Raw genomic sequence first — 23255 nt, forward strand, 5'->3', positions numbered from 1 at the left:
TTAAAAGTTCAGGTCGATACCGAATGCGATCACGCGCGACGGGGTGTAGCTGTAAGCCACCGATCCCGTGAAGTTATACTGCGGGTCCATGCCGTCCATGTGGTTGAACATGGCGATGTTGTCCAGCGTGGCGTAGATGCGCAGCGACTCGATGTCGATCTTCTTGAGCCAGCGCTTGGGAAGCGTGTAGCCGACGGTGATGTTCTTGATGGCGAAGTACGAAGCGTCGATCAGCGAGTTGCTGGCCGTGGCGTACGAGCCGCCCACTTCGAGCATCGGCACGTCGGTCTTGTCGCCCGGCTTCTGCCAGCGGCGTTTGGCGTTTTTGTGCCAGTTGTTGCCGGCGTACTGCACGTACATCGAGCCGTTGTAGAGTCCGTCGTAAACCCATCCGCCGATCGAATAGGTCGTCAGGAACGAGACGTCGATGTTCTTCAGGATCGTGAACGTCGAACCGATGCTGCCGAAGAGTTTCGGCTCGCGGCTTTCGTGGTAGTATTTGCTCAAGGTGGCCATCGCCACGTTGTCGGTGATGTACTCGTCGCAGCGCGTGTTCACCAGCGCCCCCTCGTCGTTGACCGTCTGGGTCCAGTAGGCGTAGTAGAGCTGCTTGCCCGTGGCGGGGTCCACGCCGGCCGTTTTCGGCAGGTAGAAGGTGTAGATCGGCCGCCCCACCTCGATGACGCGGATGCCCGACGTGATGACATCCTGGCCGCCCGTGAGCGAGAGCACCTTGTTGCGGTTGAACGAACCCATCAGCGTCGCGTCCCAGCGGAAGTCGCGCTTGTCGAGGATCGTTCCGCGCAGCGAGACCTCGAGCCCCTGGTTGCGCAGCGAGCCGACGTTGTCGTTGAAGCCCGTGAATCCGGTCGAGATCGGCAGCGGACTGTTGAGCAGCATGTCGCGCGTTTTGCGGTTGTAGTACTCGACCGAAACGCCCAGTCGGCCGCCGAACATCGTGGCTTCGATGCCGGCGTTGAGGTTGCCGTTCTTCTCCCAGGTCACCTTCCTGTTTTCGAGCTTGTCGACGAAGGCGCCCGCATCGGTGGCGTTGGGCCACGTGTAGTCGTAGAGACCCTGCCATGCGTAATAGGTTCCCAGGTTGTCGTTGCCCTGTACGCCGTATGAAACCTTCAGCGTGAGGTTGTCGAGCCACTGGCGGGTGTTCTCCATGAACTGCTCTTCGGAGATGCGCCACGAGGCGCCCACCGACCAGAAATGGCCCCAGCGGTCGCTGGGATGGAAGCGCGACGAACCGTCCGTTCGCCAGCTGGCGTCGATGTAGTAACGGCTCTTGAAGCCGTAGTTGATGCGCGCGAGGTAGGACTCCACGCCGTAGTTGTGCGAATAGCTGTTGTTGTCGGTGGTCGTCACGGCGGGTCCCAACTCGTCGATCCCGCCGACGATGCCGGTTTTTTCGCCGAGGGCGTAGTTGTACTTGTAGCGGTAGTACTCATGGCCGGCCAGCAGGTTGAGGGAGTGGTCGCCGAACGTGCGGTCGTAGGTCAGCAGCTGGTTGAACGTGTAGCTCAGCGTGCGGGTGTTGGTCTTGCTGAGGCGTCCGCCCTGCTGGGCCGCGTTGCCGTGCTCCTTGTCGTAGACCAGCGTGCGCTGGTAGTCGGTGTAGTCCGTACCGAAGTTCATCGTGAGTTTCAGTCCGTAGAGCCGGGCCTCCTCCCTGACCGTCCCGAAGGTGATGTAGCTGCGCGCCGAAAGCGAGTTGCGGGTGTAGTAGGCCTTGTTGTTGTAAAGTTCGGCCTTCGAGTTGAAGCCCTGGGCCGAGGGGCGGTTGGCGTAGCCGTTGTCGTCCTCCGATCCGTATTCGTATTGCAGCCGCCCGTCGGCGTCGCGCACGTTGTTGCCGGCCATGTCCTTCAGGTAGACGGGATAGACCGGGGCCATGAACTGCGCCGTGTACCAGACGTTCGCCGTGCTTGCGTCCTCGAAACTCTGGTAGCTCGATTCGCTGTGGGCGAAGTTGGCGTTCATGCCGATCTTGAGCCAGCTCTTGGCCTGCGAATCGGCGCCCACGCGGCCCGTGTAGCGGGAGAAGTCGGTGTTCTGGAGAATGCCGTCTTCCATGTAGTATCCCAGCGATGCGACGTAGTTGGCGCGTTCCGAACCGCCGTTCACCGAGACGATGTGCTCGGTGCGTATGGCCGAATTGTCGCTGATTTCGTCCAGCCAGTTCTCGTTCCATGCAGCTTTGGCATCCGAACGGATCTTGCCCGTCGACTGGTCGATCAGCGTCTCCCACGTGTAGTTCTTGTACGGGTTGTAGTATTCGGGATTCTTCAGTCCGCCGATCTGCTGGCCGAGGTTGGCGGCGGCGTAGCGGCTCGCGCCCTCGAAATCCATGCCCGTGCCGTATTGGGCGCTGTTGCGCAGCGCTTCGTAGCTCATTTCGACGTAATCTTTCATGTCGACCAGGTCGTAGCGGGGGATGGCGCGCGAGGCGATTCCGACGTTGCCCTTGTACGAAATGCGGATTTTGTCCTTCTTGCCCTTCTTGGTCGTGATGACGATGACGCCGTTGGCTCCGCGAGCGCCGTAGAGCGCACCTGCCGATGCGTCCTTGAGCACGGTCATCGTCTCGATGTCCGCGGGGTTGATCGCGCTGAGCGACCCGTCGAAGGGGATGCCGTCGACCACGTATAGCGGTGTCGCCGAGGCGTTCACCGACCCGATGCCGCGGATGATGACCGATGCCGCCTCGCCCGGCTGGCCGCCGCCGGAGGCGACCTGCACGCCGGCTACGGTTCCTTCGAACGATTTGGTGACGTTGCCCACGACGCGCTTCTGGAGTTCGCCGCCCTTGACGACGGCGGCCGAACCGGTGAACGACTCCTTCTTGGCCGTACCGTAGGCCACGACCATCACGCCTTCGATCTCGGCGGTGTCCTCCCGGAGCGTGACGTCGATGCGGGTCTTGTTGCCGACAGGGATTTTCTCGGTCTTGTAGCCCAGGTAGGAGACGACGAGCGTGGCGTTGGCCGGGACGTTCGTCAGGGTGTAGTCTCCGTCGACGTTCGTCGTGATGCCCTGCGTAGTGCCCTCCACGAGAACGTTCGCGCCGATGATGGCTTCGCCGTTGGCTCCGGTGACTTTGCCGCTGACGGCGACGTTCTGCGCCCAGGAGGCCGTCGTCCATGCCAGCGACAGGATGCACCAGAGAATTGCTGCTATCTTGTTCATAGATGTACTCTTATTTGATGTTGTGCGTGTTGTGAATGATGGTCCAGAGGTCGCCTTCGGGTTTCGCTCCGGCGGGCAGCTGGACGCTCTCCATCGGGTAGATGAACTTCTCGGGGTTGGCGATGGGTTTCCCGGCGGGCGACCGGAGCGGTTCGTCCGTTCGGGTTGCGGCCTGCGCCTTCGCCCGGGCGGCGTCCGGAGCCGCGCTGGTGGTCGCCGAACCCCATTTGGTGACTTTGTCGCCGACCGTGTTGGTCGCCGTCGCCATGAAGACGTACGTGGTTTCGGGCGTTACGCCGCTCTCCCCGGTGAAGAGGATGGCAAAGCCGTTTCCGTTGATGTAGGGGAGGTACTCCTCCTTGAGGTCGTGTCCGAACTCTTCGATCACGGCCGGATAGTTGTCCGTGCTGACGTTCGCCAGGGCGCTCTGTTTGAAAATCGCGTAACGCACCGTTGCGATGTCGATGCCCTTCATGACGCCGGCCACGGTGTTGTGCGTCGGGCCGTAGTTGGCGTTGGTCGAGGCTGCGGCTGCGAACCACGCGGCTGCGGCCGTGCTGGTCTTCGTGGTGACGGAGTTGACGCAGACCGTTTCGGCGCCGCTCGACGAGGTGGCCAGCGTGAGCAGCGTGTAGGACGTGCCGGCGCTGACTCCTTCCGTAAGTCCGTTGTAACCGTCGGCGCTGTTTACCGTCGCCGAGAGCAGCTCGGGGTTGAACTGGACTCCGTAATTGGGGTCTTTCAGGAATGCGGCGATGGCCTGTCGGTCGTAGGGATCGGAGAAGACCTGATTGAAGAGCTTGGTCGTCAGCGTACGGTAACGGACGTCCGTCACGTCGTCTCCCTTCCAGTGGGTCCACACGGAGTTGGTCCAGCCGTAACCCGTCAGGGCGAGGTAGGCGTTGGTGATGTAGAACCGCTGCGTGAACCAGTCGCTGCCGCCGTAGTTCGGACCGGCGGAGTAGCCGTCGGCCGTGGTCTTGAACTGCGTGGAGGAGAGGTTCGAGGTGATGTTGCCCCGCAGGTCCATGCCGAAGGCGAAGATCACGTAGCTCAACTCGGGGGTGAGTCCCGTCATCTGGAGGCTCTGGGTTCCCGACTTGAGCATCGAGGCCATGGCCAGCTGGAGGCTGATGCCCTGCTTTTTGGCGTATTCGACGATATAGGTCTGGAAGGCGGTCATCAGCTCTTCGGGCGAATACTTGGCGAAGGTCGTGGCCGGGAGAATCTCATAATAGTAGGTTTCGTCGCTGGAGGCGTAGATGTCGAACGCCACGGCGTCGGAGATGATCGTCGTCGGGGCGATGACCAGCGGCGGAACGTCGGCGTCCGAGGTGACGAACGAGAGCTGTGCGGCTTCCGAGTTGGTGAAGCGCGTGGCGTCGGACGTCATGGCGCGCACCGAGAAGGAGTAGGTGCGGCCCTTGTCGAGTTTCGACAGGATGACCGTACGGTTTCGGGTGGTCGACACCTCCCCGCCGTCGACCGAGAACTCGTAGAGTTCCGCTTCGGGCACTTCGGTCCAGGAGATGACGGTTTTCGACGCATAGGCGCTGCCGAGCGTGATCTTCGGCTGGGGAAGCTGCTCCAGATCGTCGGTCAGCACGTGGATGTAGGTGAAGGGGGATTCGGTGTATTCGGCCGGGTCCCGGGGGCAGGCCTTGACCGCCACGACATACTCTTTCTGCCGTTCCAGACTGTTGAATTCCAGCCGGCAGCCGGTTGTCGAGGTTTCGCTCCCGCCGTCGAACGTGTAGACGTAGGACCCTGCGTCGTCGACGGCTTCCCAGCGGAGGGTGAATCCGGTGGTCGTCAGGTCGCTGACGATGATCTGCGGCTGTGCGACGGGTTGCAGGCCGGAGCCGGTCTCCGCCGCGTCGTCGTCCGACGAGCAGGCGCACAGTCCCGCGAGGGCCGCCGCCGCGAATGCCGCGTATTTATAAAAGGTTTTCATAGGTTTGATTCTCTTTTGCGTTAGTGAATGTGTCATTCGACGGTTACCTCGATCGGTTTGCGAATGGCCGCGCCGTCCGAGACGATGATCGTCGTCCGGCCTTTCTTGAGGCCGGTGAGCTTCATCACTCCGCCCCGAAGTTCGATCTTCACGAGGTCGGGAACGGAAACGGTGTACCCCAGGACATTGGTGGCGGTGAAGTGGTTGCTCAGGTCGATGCTGACGGTGTCGCCCACGCCGACCCGCTGCGCCGGGATGCCGTCGATCTTGGCGATGTTCCGCAGCAGCTTGTAGGTGTCGAGGCTGCCGATGCCCATGTTGCCCAGATACTGCTGGTATTTGCCGGTGCAGTAGCGGTCGACGGACTGGGTGCTGCTCAACAGCGCCTGCCGGAGCATTTCGCCCGTAAGGCCCTTGCGTTTTTCAGCACCGTAGTAATAGCTGACGGCCAGCGCGCAGGCTCCCGACACGTGGGGGCAGGCCATCGAGGTCCCCTGGCTGCCTTCGTAGCCCGAAGAGCCGTCGGCGGCCACGCTCGTGCTGTAAACGCCGCCGTAGGCGTTGCTCAGCATCTGGTCGCCGCCCGGGGCCGAGATCTGGACCCATGTGCCGTAGTTGGTGTAGTAGGCCGGGGCGCCCGTGAACGCGGTTGCGCCCACGCTGATCGCGTTGGCGTCGGCGGCGGGATAGCAGACCTCGCTCGAAGCGTCGTTGCCCGCGGCGAAGAGGACGATGCCGCCGGCCATCGGGCCTGTCTGGTTGCCGTTTTCGTCCAGTCCCGCATATTTGTTGAAGTACTCCATGGCACGCGAGAGCGCCGAGTAGGAACCGCGTGTCCAGTCGGTCACGGAGATGGTTCCGGCGGTGTATCCCCAGCTGTTCTGGCAGATCACGGCGCCGTTGTCGGCGGCGTACTTGATGGCGCGGATCTGTCCGGCCAGTCCGGCGCCCGACGATCCGGACTCCGACTTGCCGAGAATCTCGCACGACATGATCTTCACGCCGTCGCCCCTGCCCGAGCCGCCTGCGATGCCGCAGACGCCCACGCCGTTGTTGTTCACGGCGGCGATCGTGCCGGCGACGTGCGTGCCGTGCATCAGTTCGGCCGAGAAATCCAGTTCGCCGGTCTCTTTGGTGAAGTTGTAGCCGTAAATGTCATCCACATAGCCGTTGCCGTCGTCGTCGACGCCCGGCGTGCCGTTCAGTTCGGCCTCGTTGACCCACATGTTGGCGGCCAGGTCTTCGTGGTCGTACTTGACGCCCTGGTCCACGACGGCGACGATCACGTCGGGATTGCCCGTCGAGAGCTGCCAGGCGGCGTATACGTTGGCGTCGGCGCCCAGCTGGCTCGTCTGCGCGAAGATGTTTCCCGTGTTGTTGTAGTGCCATTGCATCTGCTGCGAGCGTTCGCTCTCGTTGAACGGGAAGGGGACGTTGCGCACCTCGTCTGCGATGGCGCGGGTGACGCTCTGCGCCCCGGCGGCGGGAGATGCCGCGCGGCGGTGGTCCGAAGTTTCGGCGGCCAGCGAGTATTCGATGATTTCGATGTCCTTGCACGAAGAGAGCAGGCTGGCCATCTCGCTCGTCGGGACCGACGGGTCGTATTTGGCGTAATACCAGAGGTGCAGGCCTTCCCTGCGGGTGCGTTCTTCGAAACGCCCGCCGTCCGGGAAGAGCCGTTCGAAACGTACGGTGTTCACCGTGTTGAGGATGCGGTCGATCTCGTCGATGCCGCTGCCTTTCGAAACGCCCTGCGCGCGGCTCTTTTCCACGATGCCGGAGGCCTCGGTCTTCAGTTTGAGGATGATCTCGCCGCCGATGGCCGCCGGGGAGGCGTTGACGATGACGGGACCCGCGGTCTCTTCGCCGCCGCTCTGCGTGTCGTCCTTGGCGCACGATGCCGCCGCGAGGACGGTTGCCGCCAGGAGAAGCGATTTGAATGGATATTTCATAGACGATCAGTTTTTAGTGTTATTCCCGGATGCAGCGTATCTGTGCGGAACAGTCGTGCTCGCCGAGCCTGTAATTGCACCAGTTGGGGTTGAAGTTCACGAAGTAGGCCGATGACTTCGTCGCATCGGGAGTCGCCTGGGCGGTCCAGTAGAATGCCATGCCGCCCGTGTAGTTGCAGATGCTCACCGAGATGTAGTCCGTGTAGTAGATGTTGCCGGCCATCGGGTAGTAGTCGCCGGTGTTTTTCCAGCGGCGCCCGCAGTCTTCGTAGGCGTTCCAGTCCCATTTGACGCTGACGCCGGTTTCGTCGTAATCCGCCGCGGCGCCGCCGTTGGTGATCGAGTTGTTTCCAGCGGGAATGCCCCAGAGATCGGGTCCCGGGACCTTGTAGCCCGGAGGGCAGGGGTCGAAAATGGTCTTCTCGGGACCCCACAGCCCCGGATGCGTGGCCTTCGGGTCTGTTCCCGTGCAGTACCAGTCGGCGTGGCCGTTGTACGGCGATTGCAGGTAGGTCATCGGGTTCAGGATCGAATTGGGAATGTTGGCCGGCGGCGTGGCGAGCACGGCGGCCTGCGCGTTGTAGACCCATGTTCCCGTTCCGTCGCCGATCGCGGTGTTCGGTTCGTTGTAGGCCGGGACGTTGTTGCCGTCGGTATTCGCGTGGTAGGGCGATCGCGAAGGCGTGAAGGGGTCCTTGCGGCCCCACTCGTAGAACATGCCTCGGTTGCCCACGTCCATCGGGGTGTTGTTCAGCGCTCCGAGGTTGCGGTCCATGATCACGGCGGCGACTTTGCCTTCCGAGTCGATGTGGTCGTGCGCCGTGATTTCGTCGTTGCAGACCCAGATGTGCCAGCTCCAGACGATGTTGCCCTTGATGTCCTTCACGGCGATCACGGCGTTGCCCTCCGAACGCCCCGTCGAGAAGGTCACGTAGCCGCCCCGGTAGATCGGCGCGCCGTCGATGATTTCGCGCGACATGGTCTTGTCGCCGTCGTGGCGCGATTCCCAGAGCAGTTCGGCGAAGGCGCCGTCCTCGATGGCGAGTCCGTAGTTGGCGATGTAGTCGCTGACTCCGTCGCCGCCGCCGTTGCCCTTGACCGATGCGTCGAATTTGTAGACGCCGCCGGTCCGGGCGATGTAGCAGTTGGCCGTGCCTTCGGCGCTCAGGTTGACGCTCCGTTCGGCGCGCTGTACGAGTGCGACCTCCTGCGAAACGGTCTCCCCGTTCTTCTCGGCGCTGACCGTGAGTTTGCCCGTCAGGGTTTCGGCTCCGGCGTTGATCAGGGTCTCGACCAGCAGGGCGTTGCCGTCCTGCCGGGCGACGGTGAACCAGTCGCCTTCGGCGGCGTAGTCCCAGCCGTCGGCGTTCGTCGCCACGGTGATCACGGCGTTGCCTCCGTCGGCGTCGAAGATCACTTTTTGGCTCGACACCTCCACGTAGGCCTTGCTTTCGCCCTCCTCCGGCCATATCCGGGTGGTTTCGGTGCAGGCTGCCAGCAGTGCGGCCGACAGCACTGCGATGCTGCATATTATCGTATTTTTCATGTTCGGGATCGTTTTGTGTTCGTCTATTCCTTCCACGTGGTGGGGATCTTGTCGTAGTCCGAGAGTTTCGTACATCCCGCGAAACTGCTCTTGGCGGCGGTGATCGCGGTGAGTCCCGAGGCGGCGGCATTCTCCGCCGTGCGGTCGTACAGGTGGTATTTCACGCCGTCGACGACCGTGTAGGGCGATTCGCCTTCGAGCGACGCGCAGCCCTGGAAGGTCGAAGTCAGCGTCTTGAGCTTCACGGCTTCGTCGAACAGGCTCACCGGAACGCTCCTGAGCGTCCCGCAATCGCGGAAGAGATTCGCGACGCTGGTCAGTTTGACGGGGCTGACCAGCATGTTCTTGCCGACCTCTTCGAGTGACGTACAACCGTCGAAGACCGAATTGAACATGGTGGCCGAAGCGCAGTTGAACACCTCCGACCCGACGCGGACCAGTCCCGTGCAGTCGGCGAACAGGCTGGTGTAGGTTGAAATCTGCGTGGTTTTCAGCAGCCCGTCGGGGATCTCCCGGAGTGAGGTACAGTTGAGGAATGCCTTCTGGAAATTGAGCGACGTGCCGTTCAGTCCCGTGAAGGCGTCCGGCGCGATGCTTTCGATTCCCGAGCAGCCGGAGAACATCTCCGTCAGGGTCTTCGTCTTGGTGTTGGCTTCGAACAGGCGCGAGGGAACCGTCGTGAGGCGGGTGCAGTTCAGGAAGCACTGGGCCACGGTGGTCGCGTTGACGTTCTTGGCGAAGAGCCCTGCCGGAATCGTCTCCAGGGCGGAGCATTCGGAGAACGTGTTGTTGAAGGCCGTCGCCCCGGTCAGTCCGTCGAAGATTCCGGCGGGCACGCTCTTCAGTGCCGTGGCCCCTGCGAAGAGGCGGTCGCATTTGGCCGAGGCCGTGCTCTTCCCGAAGAGGAGGCCGACCGATTCGAGGGCCGTGCAGTTCTCCAGGGCGTTGGAATAGGTCGTCACTTTCGGGTTGCCGGCGAACAGTCCGTCGGGCAGCGTCGTCAGTGCGGCGCAGTTCTGGAACACCTTGCCGAAGGTCGTGACGGAGGGATTGCGGCTGAACAGACCGGCGGGAACCGTTTTCAGTCCCGACGCCGCGAATACGCTGGTGGCGGTCGCCAGATTCGGCATCCCGGCGAAAATATCCTCCGGAACGCTTTCGAGCAGCGTGCAGTTTTCGAACAGGCTGCCGATGTTGGTGATCGCGGGTGCGCCGGCGAAAGCCTCCGCGGAAACGGTTTTCAGGTTGTCGCAGTCCTTGAACATCGAGGAGATATTCTTGCAGGCGGCGCAGCCGGAGATGATGTTGGCGCCGATCTCTTCAAGCCCCGTACAGCCTGCGAACAGGCCCGAGAACGAGGTGACTTTGGAAAGTCCGCCGAGGACGCCTTCGGGGATGCTTTTGAGCGAGGTGCAGCCTTTGAAGACATTGGTGAACGAGGTGACCGCCGTATTGGTGGCGAACAGCCCTGCGGGGAGCGTCGTGAGCGACGCGCAGCCGTTGAAGGCGTCGTTGAAGGCGGTGACCAGGGTAAAGCCGTCGAACAGCCCTGCGGGCACTTCGGTCAGCGAGGTGCAGTCCTTGAAGATGTTGTTGAAGGCGGTCTTCGTCACGGTCGTGAAGGCTCCGCTGCTTTTGAACAGCTCGGCCGGGACGCTTTGCAGTTCGCTGCATCCGGTGAAACAGCTCATAAAGGTCGTCACCTTGTCGCAGCCTGCGAACAGGTCGGCGGGAACGCTCTGGATGGCCGTTTTGCTGAATGCGCTCTGGAAATTGGTGACCTTGTGGTTGTTGGCGAACAAGCCGGCCGGGACGGATTTCAGGCTTGTTCCCGAGAAGAGCATGCGGAACGAGTCGACCTCGGGGTTGTTGGCGAACAGGCCGGCCGGGACGGATTCGAACGACTCGGTGTTGGCGAACAGCGAGTTGAAGGTCGTCACCTTCTTGTTGTTGGCGAAGAGTTTTTCGGGAACCGTCTTCAGTTTGCCGTTCGAGAAGATGATCGAACAGTCGGTCAGCTCCGTGTTGCGAGAGAAGAAATCCTCGTCGATCTGGGTGATCGCCGTGCCGGAGAAGAGCGAACCTACCGAGGTGATCTTCGTGCAGTTGTAAAGCAGGTCGGCGGGCACTTCGGTGACCATGTTGCAGTTCTGGAAGCAGTAGGCGAAGGTTTCCGCCTCGGTTGCATGGTCGAACAGCCCGTCGGGAACGGCTTCGAGGACGCGGCAGTCGGCAAATGCATAGTGGAAGGTGGTGACCTTGGCGAAGGCTTCGGTGTTGTCGGAGGGAATCCGTTTCAGCTCGCGGCAGTTCTGGAATGCGCGCGCCATCGAGGTCAGCCCCGTGCGGCCCCAGTTGTAAACCTCCCTGAACTGTTCGCCCAGTCCGTAGTCGGGGATGTCGTAGGAGTTGAGCGACGTCACGCTGCCCTTGACCGAGACGATGTAGTAGCCCGGGTCGGTGTAGGTGTGCGAGGGGTAGGCGGAGGTGACGTTCTCCTCGATGCTGCCGTCGCCCCAGTCGATGGTGGCGTCGATGGCCTTGTCGAACGGCAGATAGGTCTTCAGGCTCGACGAGGTGATGTCGATTCCGAGGATGAAGGCGTCGAGGTCCAGACCGGTCTGGGAGACGGTGACGACCTGTTCGGTCTGGTTCTGTTTGCCGTCGCCGGCCGATACGGTGATGGTTGCGGTGCGGGACGATCCGCTCGAATTGGTCTCTGCGGTGATTGTAAGTCCCTGCTCGGTTTTCGTGGCGGAGAGCCAGTCGGAATTTTCGGAAAGCGTGTACTCCCAGTCGTAGTTGGATCTGATTCCCAACTCTTTTTTGTCGGATTCGGTGGGAGTGGGCGAGAGGGGAATGGTTTTTAGCGAAACGTTGACGTAGACGGCGCGGTCCTGCGTGACGCGGATCGTTTCAGAGACGGGATTACCCCCCCCCTCGCCGGCAATCAGCACGAAGGTCGTTTCGCGGTCCTCGATCTCCTCGTTGGGGTCGAGCGTCATCGTGACTTTGTCGCCCTGCTGTTCGAGAAGCAGCCACGGGCAGTCTTTGGTTTCGAAGATCCAGTCTTCGTCGGTCGACTGCACTTCGAATTCGGCGGTCAGTTCGCCGACGGCGGGAATCTGGAAGTTGTTTTTCGATGCGGCGATTTCGAGCGTGCCGTACGCGTTCTGCGTGGCGGAGATGGTCGCGGTCTTGTCGCCGGCGGTAATGGTGATCGTAGCCTGCTGCTGCTCCTCGACCTTGTTGCCCTCGCAGTTCAGGACGAGCTGGTCGGCGACGTCGTCTTTCTCGATGGTCAGCCAGCCGGCGTTGACGGCGTCGTATTTCCACGTCGTGTTGGTCTGGATGTCCACGACGACCTCTCCGCCCAGGCTCTTGAAGCCGATCGAGGCGTTGCGTTCGTCTTCAGCGGCGAACCATGTGTTTTTCGACGAGATGCCCAGTTCGGCCGCAATGCCGGACGGTTCGTCGCCCGGGACGGGATTGGTGTAGGTGATCGTCTCTTCGGAGCACCCCATCATGCCGAGCAGTAAAGCTGTCAGTGCATATAATTTTTTCATGTGTGCTGCGGTTTAATGTTTCGATACGGGAAAGGTGCTGCCCGAGGGTGCGATGCCGTCGGCGGCCCGGGTGACGGAGGTCGGGGCCGTGCCGGTGTCGGCCGGAATGTCCCAGTCCACGAGATACATCGTGCCGGTGGCGTAGTAGAGGTCGCCGAACGACAGCCACTGCTGCTCCTGGTATCCGATGATGCCCAGCGTGGTGTACGGCGATTCGAAACCGTTCAGGAGGATCGCCTTGCGGGTTTCGTCCGCGTCGTCGTTGTAGCCCTCTCCCAGTCTGCCGGTCAGCATGCCGTTGTGGAAACCTCCGCCCTGCATGTTGATCGAGTACAGGTAGTGGAAGCGGGAGACCGTCGGGGAGATCTCGCGGGTGTAGCAGAGCCTGCCCAGTTCGATCGACATGGTTTGGGTGTTTTTGTCGTAGGTGGCTTCCACGACCGTGCCCGTCAGGAACAGGTTCTTGATGTAGAAACTCTTGCGGTACTCTTTCTCTTCGACGGTGCAGAACGTACCCGTGCCGCTCACGCCGATCGGTTCACGGCCGTAATACCAGTTTTCCGCATGAAGTCCGTAATATCCCAGCATTTGGTAGTAGGGGTTTTCCTCGCGTGAGATTTGCGAAACGGTCACTTTGCAGGATTCCGTAGCGGAGCCTTTGGTCGCCCGGACGGTGAGCGTCGCATTGCGGTGGGCGTCGGGATTGCGCGGGGCGCCGACGCGTACCGTTCCGCTGACCGGGTCGCTTTCGACCGAAACCCAGTCGGCGTCGCTCGTGACGCTCCACTGGCCGTTGGAGACCACGGTGAAGAGAACGCTCTCACCTTCGGAATCCAGCGAAATTTCCTCCGAAGCGGTGGTGGACAGCAGGACCGTTTCCCACGAGAATGCCTGGTGAACGGCGATTTCCTGTTTGTCGCCGGCCGTTTCCACGGTGATTTTCGAGTTGCGGACATTGTCGGTCGTATTGCTTGCCGCGGAGATGGTCAGCAGGCCCTCTTCGGAGGCCAGCGTCACCCAATCGTCCGGACAGCTCACCTTCCAGTCGGAGGGCGTGGCTACCGCGACGGTGGTCGTTCCGCCTTTCTGGGCGAACGCGACACTACTTCGCGAGAGGACGATCACATCCGCGACCTCCTCTTTGTTCTTGTCGTCGCAGCCGCTTGAGGCGCAGAGGACGAGAACCGTCAATAGCGTAAAGCATCTTCTCATAAAAATTGGATTAGGAATAAAAAATGAATGGGTACGGTATCCCGTTTCCGGAGAACCGTATTTGCTGAAAATTGCATCGTGTGAAATTTTTGGACTTGTTTATTTGCGGCACAATATACGAAAATTTGCCCGAATGCTTTCTGGAAATCCTGAAAATATTGTCGTAAAAGTCTTTTCTTATTGTTTGTTTTTCGGTGTTATGCGTGTGTATAAGGTTGATTTTTAACGATTTTGAAGAATGACAGCCGTTTTGCGGCTGCAACTGTTTTGTTTGTCGGATATTGTCATCGCAGGGATATTTCCGGTCCGGTGAAAAAGAAGTGTATTTGTTATATATTGACCATTTGGGGCGTAAGCTGTTGAATGATAATTGATAATGTCCGTCCCGGCGGCGGTTCCCGCGATTTTCCGTCCGCGACGTCCCGATATTGACCGCTTTTTGTTACTTTTGCAAAAAGAAAAAAATGAAACTCGTCGAACTGTTAGCTCCTGCCAAAGATTACGCTGCGGCCGCGGCCGCCGTGGACTACGGCGCCGATGCGGTCTATATCGGCGGCGCGCGGTTCGGCGCGCGGCAGGCCGCGGGGAACTCCGCGGAGGAGATCGCCCGGGTCGTGGAGTATGCCCACCGCTTCGGAGTGCGGGTCCACGCCACGCTCAACACGCTCGTGTGGGACGACGAACTGGAGGCCGCCGAACGGCAGGCCCGCAGCCTGATCGACGCGGGCGTCGATGCGCTGATCGTGCAGGACATGGCTCTGCGGCGGATGGACCTTCCGGTGGAGCTGCACGCCTCGACGCAGGTTTCGAACCGCACGCCCGAGGGGGCGCGGTTCTTGGGCGAGGCGGGGTTTGCGCGGGTGATTCTCGAACGCAACCTCACGCTGGAGGAGATCCGGGCCATCTGCGCCGCCACCGCGGCCGAGGTCGAATGCTTCGTCCACGGGGCGGTCTGCGTGGGGTACAGCGGCCGCTGTTTCCTCTCGCGGTCGATGTCCGCGCGCAGCGGCAATCGCGGGGCGTGCAGCCAGCCCTGCCGCCTGACGTGGGACCTCACCGACGGAAAGGGCCGGACCTGGATTGCCGGGAAGCATCTGCTGTCGGTGCGCGACATGAATCTTTCGCAACGCATTGGCGATCTGCTGGATGCGGGCGTCACTTCATTCAAGATAGAAGGTCGGCTCAAGGATCTCGCTTATATCCGGAACGTTGTGGCCCACTACCGCCGGGCGGTGGACGAGGCGCTGGCCCTGCGGCCGGGGCTGGTGCGGTCGTCCGTCGGCGAGAGCGTCCCGGATTTCACGCCCGATCCGTCGAAGAGTTTTACACGCGGGGAGTCCGACTATTTTCTGGACGGAAAGCGCGCCGGAGTGGCGTCGTTCGACACCCCGAAGGCGGTCGGCGAACGGGTGGGCCGCGTGGCGGGCGTTTCGGGCGGCACGTTCACGCTCGACGGTGCGCACGATCTTGCGCCGGGCGACGGCATCTGTTTCCTGACGCCGCGCGGCGTGACCGGGACCAACGTCAACGCCGTGGAGGGTCGCCGCATCACGCCCAATCGCATGGAGGGGATCACGCCCGGGGCGGAGGTCCGCCGCAATTTCGACCGCCGTTTCACGCTGGCCGTGGAGCGCAGCCGCACGCGGCGGGTGATTCCGGCGAAGGCCGCGGCGGAGGCGACGGCCGAAGGGCTGAAACTTACTTATACGGATTGCGAGGGCGTTGCGGCCTCGGCCGTGCGGGCCGTGCGGCTCGACCCGGCGAAGAATCCCGACGCCAATGCCGCCGCACTGCGTGCGCAGGCGATGAAGTCGGGCGACACGATCTTCGCGGTCCGCGAAGCCGAAGTGCGGGGCGCGGAGTGGTTCGTGCCGGCGTCGCTGGCTGCGGAACTGCGCCGCGAAGCGTTGGCGGCACTTGCCGGAGCGCGCCGCGAACGGCGGCCGGAACACCGCATTCTGCCCGAGAATCCCGCCGCGAAATACCCGTCGGAACGGCTTGCGGCCGAGGAGAACGTCACCAACCGGCTGGCCGAGGCGTTCTACCGCGACCACGGGGTGCGGCAGATCGAACGGGGGCTGGACCTCGCGTCGACGACCGCCGGGCATGTGGTCTTGCGTTCGGCCTACTGTATCCGCCGCGAGATCGGCGAATGCCTTCGGGAGCATCCGCGGCTGCGCGGCGACCTGTTTCTGGAACACGGCGCCTACCGTTACCGGCTGGCGTTCGACTGCGAGGCCTGCGAAATGTCGCTGGTCGATCCGCTTGAAAAGCGGGAGCCGGAAGGTGTGTAACTATTTATAAAATAATGTATGCAGGAACAGCTGACGCCCGATTTCGGGGATTATGAACTCCTCGACACGGGGGATTTCGAGAAACTGGAACGCTTCGGGCGTTATGTGACGCGCCGTCCCGAGCCGCAGGCCATCTGGAGGCGCTCGCTCGCCGAAGAGGAGTGGCGGCGCATGGCCGACGCTTCGTTTCGGCGCGATGCGCGCAGCGACGAGCGGGGCGAATGGCGTCTCGCGCCCGGAATGCCCGACCGCTGGGTGGTGGAGTATGCCTATAAGCGGATGCGGCTGCGCATGCGGCTGGGGCTTACGTCGTTCAAGCATGTGGGCATCTTCCCCGAGCAGGCCGCCAACTGGAATTTCATCTACGACAACTGCCGGGCTTTGGCCGGAGACGGACCTACTGATGGCGAGCGTGTTGCGGCTGTCGGTTCGGGCGTTGCGCGAGGTGGCGCCCCCAAGGTGCTGAACCTCTTCGCCTATACGGGCGGGGCGACGCTCGCGGCGCGGGCCGCCGGGGCCGAGGTGACGCACGTCGATTCGGTCAGGCAGGTGGTGACCTGGTCGCGCGAGAACATGGAGTTGAGCGGCCTGGAGGGCGTGCGGTGGATCGTCGAGGATGCGCTGAAATTCGTCCGGCGCGAAGTGCGCCGCGGGAGCCTTTACCGCGGGATCATCCTCGATCCCCCGGCTTACGGGCGCGGGGCCGGCGGCGAGCGGTGGATTCTGGAGGACAACATCGGCGAGATGCTGGAGTGCTGCGCGCAGCTGCTCGAACCCCGGGGGGCGTTTCTGGTGCTGAACCTCTACTCGATGGGCCTCTCGTCGACGCTGGCACGCACGGCTGTGAGGCAGGCGTTCGGCGCGCCGCGCGAGGAGCAGTGGGGCGAGCTGTGTTTCACCGACCGGGCCGGCAAGCAGCTGCCGTTGGGAACCTATTACCGGTTTACGCGGTAGGGTTTGCGGGGGGGGGCGCGGGGGATGCGCTGTGTTTTTGGCAGCCGTCCTCAAGTCGGAATCCCGTGTCGCGTTCCGCGGCGCAGGCGTAAGACGCCGGTTCTATGAATACGAGCGCAGAACGGCAGTTGCAGACTGCGAAATTGCAGCGGCCGAAAAGGGCATAAGAAATCGGTTTCAACTTGCCGGGGCAAGTTGGCAGGGCGCAGCTCCGCCCTGCGGAGGCCCGCCGGTTTTAGGAGCTCCCGGAGGCTTCGTTCCTTTTTCCTTTCGGTTCTGCGCCCGTGAGTTTAGACGGATTCTATCAACCTTAAAACACGTGATATGAGTATTCTTGCAGTGATATTCGGAATTTTGAGCGGCTGTTTCCTCGCCGTGCTGGTGGGCATCATCGGCAGCCACCGCCGTATCGGCTTCGGCTGGGCGTTTCTGATAAGCCTGATCTTCACGCCGCTCGTCGGGCTGATCGTCGCCCTGCTGACCGATCCGCTGCCCGGCGGAGGGCAGCGATGGGGTTGTGTCGGAACCGTCGTCGCCATTCTGGGGCTGTTGTTCTTCGCCGCGTTCCTGCTGCTGGCGCTGACGGGCGGGGCCATGCTGCTGGCTCTGTGAAACCCGGAACGGAGATGTCCATACCCCTGCATCAGACCGCCCGGCGCTTCGATTCCGGGATATTCCTTAAAGAAGGCTCTTCCACTTCGGAGGAAGAACCGGTCGGGTATGCCCACCGGGATGACTACGGCGATTGAGCACTCCTCGTCAGCGTGATCTTTACACCGCCGGTAGGACTGATCGCGGTGCTTTTGACCGATCCGCGGACACTTGATCTACTGGTAGCGTTTTTCCAGCTCGGCAATCATTGTTTCGAGCTTTTCTTCATTCGTCTCGAAGTAGCGTGAGTCGAAAGCCCTCGGAATCATACCGAGCCAGTTCCGCACCTTTTTGCTGGCGAGCATTTTGCCGAATACCTTGTCGATATTCGTATCCGCAGACCACAAGGTTTCCCCCATCTGTTCGGGCAGGATGGCTTTCATGCGCTGGTCGTAGTAGATATTCATCGAGTTGTCGAATGCCCCGAGTTCGTTGTAGCAGCGCAGAAGGTCGATGACGATCTGTTTGTCGGCGATGTCGGACGCGATGCCCGTCGTCTTGAACATCTCCAGCGCGTCGGTTAGGAAGCGGTAGGGTTTTCCCATGCTGCCGGTGATCCGCCGGGTATAGTAAGCTACCGTGTCGGCGGGAAGACCGTCGAGCGAGAAATCATGCTCCTTCAGGCGGTATGCGACCCGTTTCTCGTCGTTGTACATCCATTTGTAATCCTGTATAACTTGCAGGTTGTCGCGTAGTTCGAGCGCAACGAGCTGCATGGCCTGCCGCACCTCCCTCTGTTTTGCCGAGTCGGCGATTTTGGCCGTCAGCCACAGCGTCAGCAGCACGCCGCCCGTAACGATCGAGAATTGGCGGACATAGTCGCCGATATTCCACTTTTTAAACCGGTTTTTTAAGGATTTCTTCATGGTGTGTCGGATTAGAATACGTAATAAATCAAGATTCCCGCCCCGGCCGAGAGGACGATCAGCAGGATGGGGTTGACCTTGCGCCACGAACCCACGAAAACACCGCCGAAGAGCGCCCAGCTCCAGGCGTCGATGAAGTTCCGGTCGTCGGGGTTGTCGCCGTGGGGGAAAATCAGCAGCAGAGCCGCGGCGGCGATCATGCCGATCACCACGGGCCGCATGCCCCGCATGGCCCCTTCGACCAGCCGGTTCCCTTTGAGTTTCATAAAAAAACGCGCCACGAGGATCATCAGCGTCAGCGACGGCAGGCAGACGGCGAAAGTGGCGATCGCCGAACCCAGGATGCCGCACCAGGTGTGTCCGGTCTGGACGCCGACGCTGTAACCCACGTAGGTCGCCGAGTTGATGGCGATGGGTCCGGGCGTGATCTGCGACACGGCGACGATGTCGGCGAATTCGGCGGCGGTCATCCACTGGTGCTGCACGACCACTTCGTTTTGGATCAGCGACAGCATGGCGTAGCCGCCGCCGAATCCGAAGAATCCGATCTTGAGGTAGGATATGAAGAGTTGCCAGAGGATCATAGCTGCGCTAATTAAGAATTAAAAATTAAAAGTTGGGAGTCGGCATGTCCCGCAGGCGGTCTCTGCCCTCGCTCAACCGCAAAACTCACCTTTCACCTTTCACCTTTTTTGCCATTGTCAACTCCCAGGCGATGCCCAGCGCGGCGGCCGCGGCGAGTATCCAGATCGGCGACCAGTCGAGCCACCAGATGGCCAGGGCCGAGGCGGCGATGACGACCAGCATCGTCCAGTGCATGCCGCGGGAGAGCGTGAGCACCGGGCCGATGATCAGCGCCACGACCGCCGGGCGCATGCCCTTGAAGGCCGCGTCGACGACGGGGTTCTGGCGGATGCCGGCGAAGAAGATGGCGATTGCAAGGATGATGACGAACGACGGCGTCACCGTGCCCAGCAGGGCCGCCGCCGCGCCGCGCAGTCCGCGGACCTTGTAGCCTACGAATACCGCGGTGTTGACGGCGATCGGGCCGGGGATCGACTGCGCGAGGGTCAGCAGGTCCAAAAACTCCTTCTGCTCGATCCACTTGCGTTTGGTGATCAGCTCGCGTTCGATCAGAGGCAGCATGGCGTAACCGCCTCCGAAGGTGAACATCCCGATTTTCAGGAACGAGACGAATATGGTTGTCAGCCGTTGCATCGTCATTGGCGGGTTTTGCGGCCCAGCAGGTTCATCATCCCGTCGATGTAGGTCATCGGGTGGGTCGGTGCGCCGGGCAGCCAGAGGTCCGGGGTGTGGGTGCCGAAGAACGTGCGGTCGACGGCGCGGCTGTCGGCGAAAAGTCCGCCCGAGCAGGCCTCCGAACCGCAGGCGACGAGGATTTTGGGTTCCGCGACGGCGTCGTAGCAGATTTCCAGCGCCTCGGCCATGTTGGCCGTGACGGGGCCGGAGACTACCACGCCGTCGGCATGGCGCGGCGAGGCCGTGAAGCCGATGCCGAAGCGGCCGAGGTCGAAATTGACGTTGCCCGTGGCCCCCAGCTCCATTTCGACCGACGCGTCGCCCCCGGCCGAGACTTCGCGCAGCTGCAATGCGCGGGAGAAGCAGCGGCGGATTTCGGGACGCACCTTTCCGGCGTCGAACGCTATGCGGGGGTCGCCCGGACGGACGACAAGTCCTTCGCGCGTGGGCGAGCCGATGCGGTAGTCGTTGGTGAAACGGACGTTGCGGGGCGCGATGCGCGCGCATTCGCCGCAGAAGAGGCAGCGGCCCAGGTCGAGCGCAAGGGGCGCGGCCGTGAAGGCTCCCGTGGGGCAGACGGCCGCGGCGTGCTCGGCGTCGTCGGCGTCCCGGGTCTCGGTCAGGCAGGGACGGCCCCGGAATTCGGGGGTCAGCTCCACGGCGTCGAGGTCGGGGATCGCCTGCCGTCCGTGGCTGTGCAGTACGCGTATTTTTGGGAGGATCATTTTTGAATAAATAATTGAACAAAATTAACGAAAAGCCTCGTGACGGCCAATTCTTTTCCGGGCATTAAGTCCCCGCCGGGGCGGGGTGGAGTTGGGTCCGGTTTGTAAACGCGGCGGTACGCAGCGAACGGAGTGTATGAGGGTTGCCAAACGGTGCGATTACAGATCATGGCCGCAGTACGAGAGGTTGAAACTCTTGTTGCAGATCGGGAAGTCGGAGATGCCTTCGCCGCGCACGGCGAGCGCCAGTGCCAGCCAGTTGTGGAGGCTCGGGTCCTTGATGCGGACGGCGGCGATGCGGCCCTCGGCGTCGGTCAGGAGAACGTGGCAGGTCTCGCCGCGCCATCCCTCGACCAGTCCGAACGCGAGCGACGAGGGGGCCAGCGGCGCCGCATAGTCCGGGCGCGGGTGTCCGGCGTTCCCGCATTCCTGTCCGTGGAGGTCGAGCAGGCGGTCGATGTATCCGGCCGATTGCAGCACCTCGCGGCAGCGCACCATCAGCCGGGCCATCACGTCGCCATGCGTTTTGACGATGCTTTCGTGGCGCAACGCCCCGGCGAAGACGCCCCAGGGGTGCGACGTGCGGATGTCGCGGGCCAGACCGCTCGCGCGGGCCGCCTGACCCACGCCGCCGATGCGCTGCATCTCGTCGCGCGGGACGATGCCGCACTGTTCGAAGCGGGCCAGCAGCGAGGGCGACGACTTGATGTCGCGGCGCACCTGGTCGTAGCGGCGGGCGATTTCGCGCACGTTCGCACGGATCATCGCCGCCTTTTCGGCCGTCAGCGGGTGGTCGGTGCCGAGGGGCCGGATCAGCCCCTTGCCGAAGCGGTTGCCGCACCACGCCTGCGTGGTGTTGATGGTCATGGTGCGCAGGGCCTCCGAAGCCACCTGCCCCAGCTGGTAGCCCACGTCCATGCAGAGGGCGCCCGTGTCGGCGATCTGCATGGCCATGCGTTCGAGTTCGAGGGCCGCGGCGCGTTCGCACTCCAGCGCGGCCGGGACTTCGCGGCGGGCGAGTTTCTCGACGGCCCGGGCGAAGGCCGTGGCGTGCGCCACGGCGCTGTCTCCGGCGACGGACTCCGCAAGGCACATCTGCCGCAGGCGGTTCGCGGTCGTTTCGAAGGCCGTCTCGACGTCCCGGTGCTGGTAGCCCAGCGCGATTTCGAGGTGCAGGACCTGCTCGCCGTTGCAGATGAAGCGGAAGGCCCCCGGTTCGATGACGCCTGCGTGGATCGGCCCGACGTTGACCTCGTGCAGCGAGCGTCCCTCCATCGTGTAGAAGGGGTAGTTCTCGATCGAACTGCGGCGGTCGTAACGCCCGGCGGGGAACCGCAGCGGCTTGGGCCACGGCATGCCGTCGAAACGGATGCCGTAGCGTTCCGAGATGTCGCGCTCGAAGGGGTGCATCTGCGGGTGCAGGGCTGTGAGCGAGGGGAGCGCCGTCTCGTCGTAGTAGTCCGTGGCGTGCGAAGTGATCAGCACGCGGCGCTCGGCGTCGTCGAGCAGCAGCAGGAAGAAACGCATGCGGTCGCCCGACGGGAGGGCGAAATAGTGGGCCGCATGGTAGCGTGCGTCGGAGAGTTTTACGCGAAGGTCCTCGTAGAAGGCGGCGTAGGAGACTTCGGGGATGTCGTTCAGCGCGACGGAGGCGCCGGTATTGTCGGTTACGTAGTAATTCATAGCGATGCGATTCGGTCGATCAGTTCCCGGAAAAATGCGGGCTGCCAAAGCCCCAGCCCGATGGCGGCGGCGAGCAGCGACAGCGCCGACCACGACAGTGCGCGGTCGGTCGCCGAGGGGTGCAGTTCGTCCTGCCGGGGCTGGTAGCAGAGGCGCAGCAGGCGCGAGCAGAAGAAGTAGATGACCAGGCACAGCAGCAACATGATGCCCGTGACGAGCCACCAGCGGCCGTCGGCGATGGTTTGCTTGAGGATCATCAGCTCGGAGAGGAACAGCGGCGAGGGCGGGAAGGCCACCAGCACGACCATCCCCGTGAGCAGTCCCACGGCCCCCACGCGGTTGATGTGGATGTAGTCGCCGATGCGGTTGATGCGGTAGTTGCCGTAGACCTGCCGCACGACGGCGATCTGGAGGAACAGGCTGCTCTTGATGAGCGTATGGCAGACGACGTGGAACACGGCGGCCCAGACCCCGATGCCCCCGATGCCCAGCCCGATGGCCGCGATGCCCATGTTCTCGACCGTGGAGTAGGAGAGGAAGCGTTTGTAGTTGTTGGTGCGGCGCAGGAACAGCGCGCCGACCACCAGCGACAGCACGCCGACGAGCAGCAGCACGGATTTCACCCATGGGAAGACTTCGGTCGCGGCGAGCAGTTTGTAGACCCGCAGCAACGCCAGGAACCCGGCGTTGACCAGTCCCGTGGAGATCAGCGCCGAGGCCGGGGCCGGGGCGGCGAAGTTGGCGTCGACGCCCACGGTGTAGAGCGGGAACAGCTCGGCCTTGCAGCTGTAACCGCAGAGGATCAGCAGAAAGGCCGTCTTCAGGTAGAGGGCGCTGCCGCCCGGGGCCGCGGCGGCGACGGTGGCGTAGTCGAGCGACTCGCAGTCGGTGGCGGCGGCCAGCAGCAGGATGCCCAGGTAGGCCATGGCGATGCCCGTCGAGCAGACGAAGACGTATTTCCACGCCGCTTCCAGCGCCTGCGCCGTGCGGCGGTGGTAGACGATGCCCGCCGAGCAGAGCGTGGTGGCTTCGAGGAAGATCCACGTCACGGCGAGGTTCGAGGCGAAATAGGCTCCCGCGATGGCTGTGGTCAGGAGCATCAGCAGGCCCGCGTAGGTACGGGTCTGGCGCAGGTCGCAGTCGTGGAGGCTGGCCTTCGAGTGGAAAAAGGCGAAGGCGGAGACGATGCAGAGCAGGCAGTAGAAGAGCGTGCCCGCGGCGTCGAAGGCGAACCACACGGCCGAGGTCTCGCCGTAAAGCCCTCCGGCGACGATCCGAACGGCGAAGGCCGCCTGCACGGCGTAGAAGGCCGCGCCCGTGAGGCGCAGCAGGCTCCGGCGGCGGACCGTGAAGGCCGCTGCCGCGATGAGGACGCTGAAAATGAGGTAGCAGATCAT

General features: G+C 62.5%; 15 protein-coding genes. 3 read left to right on the forward strand and 12 right to left on the reverse strand.

Features of this window, described 5'->3' with window-relative positions; genetic code table 11:
• From BHV64_RS01275 to BHV64_RS01300, 6 genes are read right to left on the reverse strand one after another with little or no spacing between them, the layout of a single operon-like run.
• Complete coding sequence (locus BHV64_RS01275) at positions 1-3195, reverse strand: SusC/RagA family TonB-linked outer membrane protein (RefSeq protein WP_217727691.1); 3195 nt, start codon at positions 3193-3195, stop codon at positions 1-3.
• A gap of 10 nt (positions 3196-3205) precedes the next feature.
• Complete coding sequence (locus BHV64_RS01280; protein ID WP_015547595.1) at positions 3206-5149, reverse strand: hypothetical protein; 1944 nt, start codon at positions 5147-5149, stop codon at positions 3206-3208.
• A 32-nt stretch (positions 5150-5181) separates the two neighbouring features.
• Complete coding sequence (locus BHV64_RS01285; protein ID WP_015547596.1) at positions 5182-7101, reverse strand: S8 family peptidase; 1920 nt, start codon at positions 7099-7101, stop codon at positions 5182-5184.
• Between the two features lie 19 nt (positions 7102-7120).
• On the reverse strand, positions 7121-8647 hold the full coding sequence (locus BHV64_RS01290) for a BACON domain-containing protein (protein ID WP_217727692.1): 1527 nt from the start codon (positions 8645-8647) through the stop codon (positions 7121-7123).
• Between the two features lie 23 nt (positions 8648-8670).
• Positions 8671-12213, reverse strand: a complete 3543-nt coding sequence (locus BHV64_RS01295) for a BACON domain-containing protein (RefSeq protein ID WP_288115499.1) — start codon at positions 12211-12213, stop codon at positions 8671-8673.
• A 12-nt stretch (positions 12214-12225) separates the two neighbouring features.
• Positions 12226-13425: a BACON domain-containing protein gene (locus BHV64_RS01300; RefSeq protein ID WP_083810243.1), complete on the reverse strand. Its 1200-nt coding sequence runs from the start codon at positions 13423-13425 to the stop codon at positions 12226-12228.
• Positions 13426-13889: 464 nt separating this feature from the next.
• Here BHV64_RS01300 and BHV64_RS01305 point away from each other — a divergent pair, with 464 nt between their 5' ends.
• The 3 genes from BHV64_RS01305 to BHV64_RS01315 all read left to right on the forward strand — a co-directional run bounded on the left by BHV64_RS01305 (position 13890) and on the right by BHV64_RS01315 (position 17285).
• Complete coding sequence (locus BHV64_RS01305) at positions 13890-15719, forward strand: peptidase U32 family protein (RefSeq protein ID WP_118406073.1); 1830 nt, start codon at positions 13890-13892, stop codon at positions 15717-15719.
• An 18-nt stretch (positions 15720-15737) separates the two neighbouring features.
• Positions 15738-16673: a class I SAM-dependent methyltransferase gene (locus BHV64_RS01310; protein WP_022062094.1), complete on the forward strand. Its 936-nt coding sequence runs from the start codon at positions 15738-15740 to the stop codon at positions 16671-16673.
• Between the two features lie 324 nt (positions 16674-16997).
• On the forward strand, positions 16998-17285 hold the full coding sequence (locus BHV64_RS01315; protein ID WP_118406072.1) for a hypothetical protein: 288 nt from the start codon (positions 16998-17000) through the stop codon (positions 17283-17285).
• Between the two features lie 215 nt (positions 17286-17500).
• Here the strand turns inward: BHV64_RS01315 and BHV64_RS01320 are convergent, their stop codons facing one another.
• From BHV64_RS01320 to BHV64_RS01345, 6 genes are all read right to left on the reverse strand, one after another.
• Positions 17501-18190, reverse strand: coding sequence for a hypothetical protein (locus BHV64_RS01320; RefSeq protein WP_217727693.1), 690 nt, complete (start codon positions 18188-18190; stop codon positions 17501-17503).
• An 11-nt stretch (positions 18191-18201) separates the two neighbouring features.
• The gene (locus BHV64_RS01325) at positions 18202-18774 is read right to left on the reverse strand and encodes a chromate transporter (protein ID WP_217727694.1); all 573 of its coding nucleotides are present in this window, start codon (positions 18772-18774) and stop codon (positions 18202-18204) included.
• Between the two features lie 85 nt (positions 18775-18859).
• The gene (locus BHV64_RS01330) at positions 18860-19408 is read right to left on the reverse strand and encodes a chromate transporter (protein ID WP_217727695.1); all 549 of its coding nucleotides are present in this window, start codon (positions 19406-19408) and stop codon (positions 18860-18862) included.
• A gap of 2 nt (positions 19409-19410) precedes the next feature.
• Complete coding sequence (locus BHV64_RS01335; RefSeq protein ID WP_217727696.1) at positions 19411-20175, reverse strand: NADH:ubiquinone oxidoreductase; 765 nt, start codon at positions 20173-20175, stop codon at positions 19411-19413.
• A 159-nt stretch (positions 20176-20334) separates the two neighbouring features.
• Positions 20335-21858 carry a hydrogenase large subunit gene (locus BHV64_RS01340; RefSeq protein WP_217727697.1) on the reverse strand — a complete coding sequence of 508 codons (1524 nt, stop codon included), beginning with the start codon at positions 21856-21858 and terminating at the stop codon, positions 20335-20337.
• On the reverse strand, positions 21855-23255 hold the full coding sequence (locus BHV64_RS01345; RefSeq protein ID WP_015547604.1) for a hydrogenase 4 subunit F: 1401 nt from the start codon (positions 23253-23255) through the stop codon (positions 21855-21857). Before BHV64_RS01345 ends, BHV64_RS01340 begins: the two co-directional genes overlap by 4 nt.

Origin of the sequence: Alistipes sp. 56_sp_Nov_56_25 (assembly GCF_001915285.1) — a bacterium.
Lineage (GTDB): Bacteria > Bacteroidota > Bacteroidia > Bacteroidales > Rikenellaceae > Alistipes > Alistipes shahii.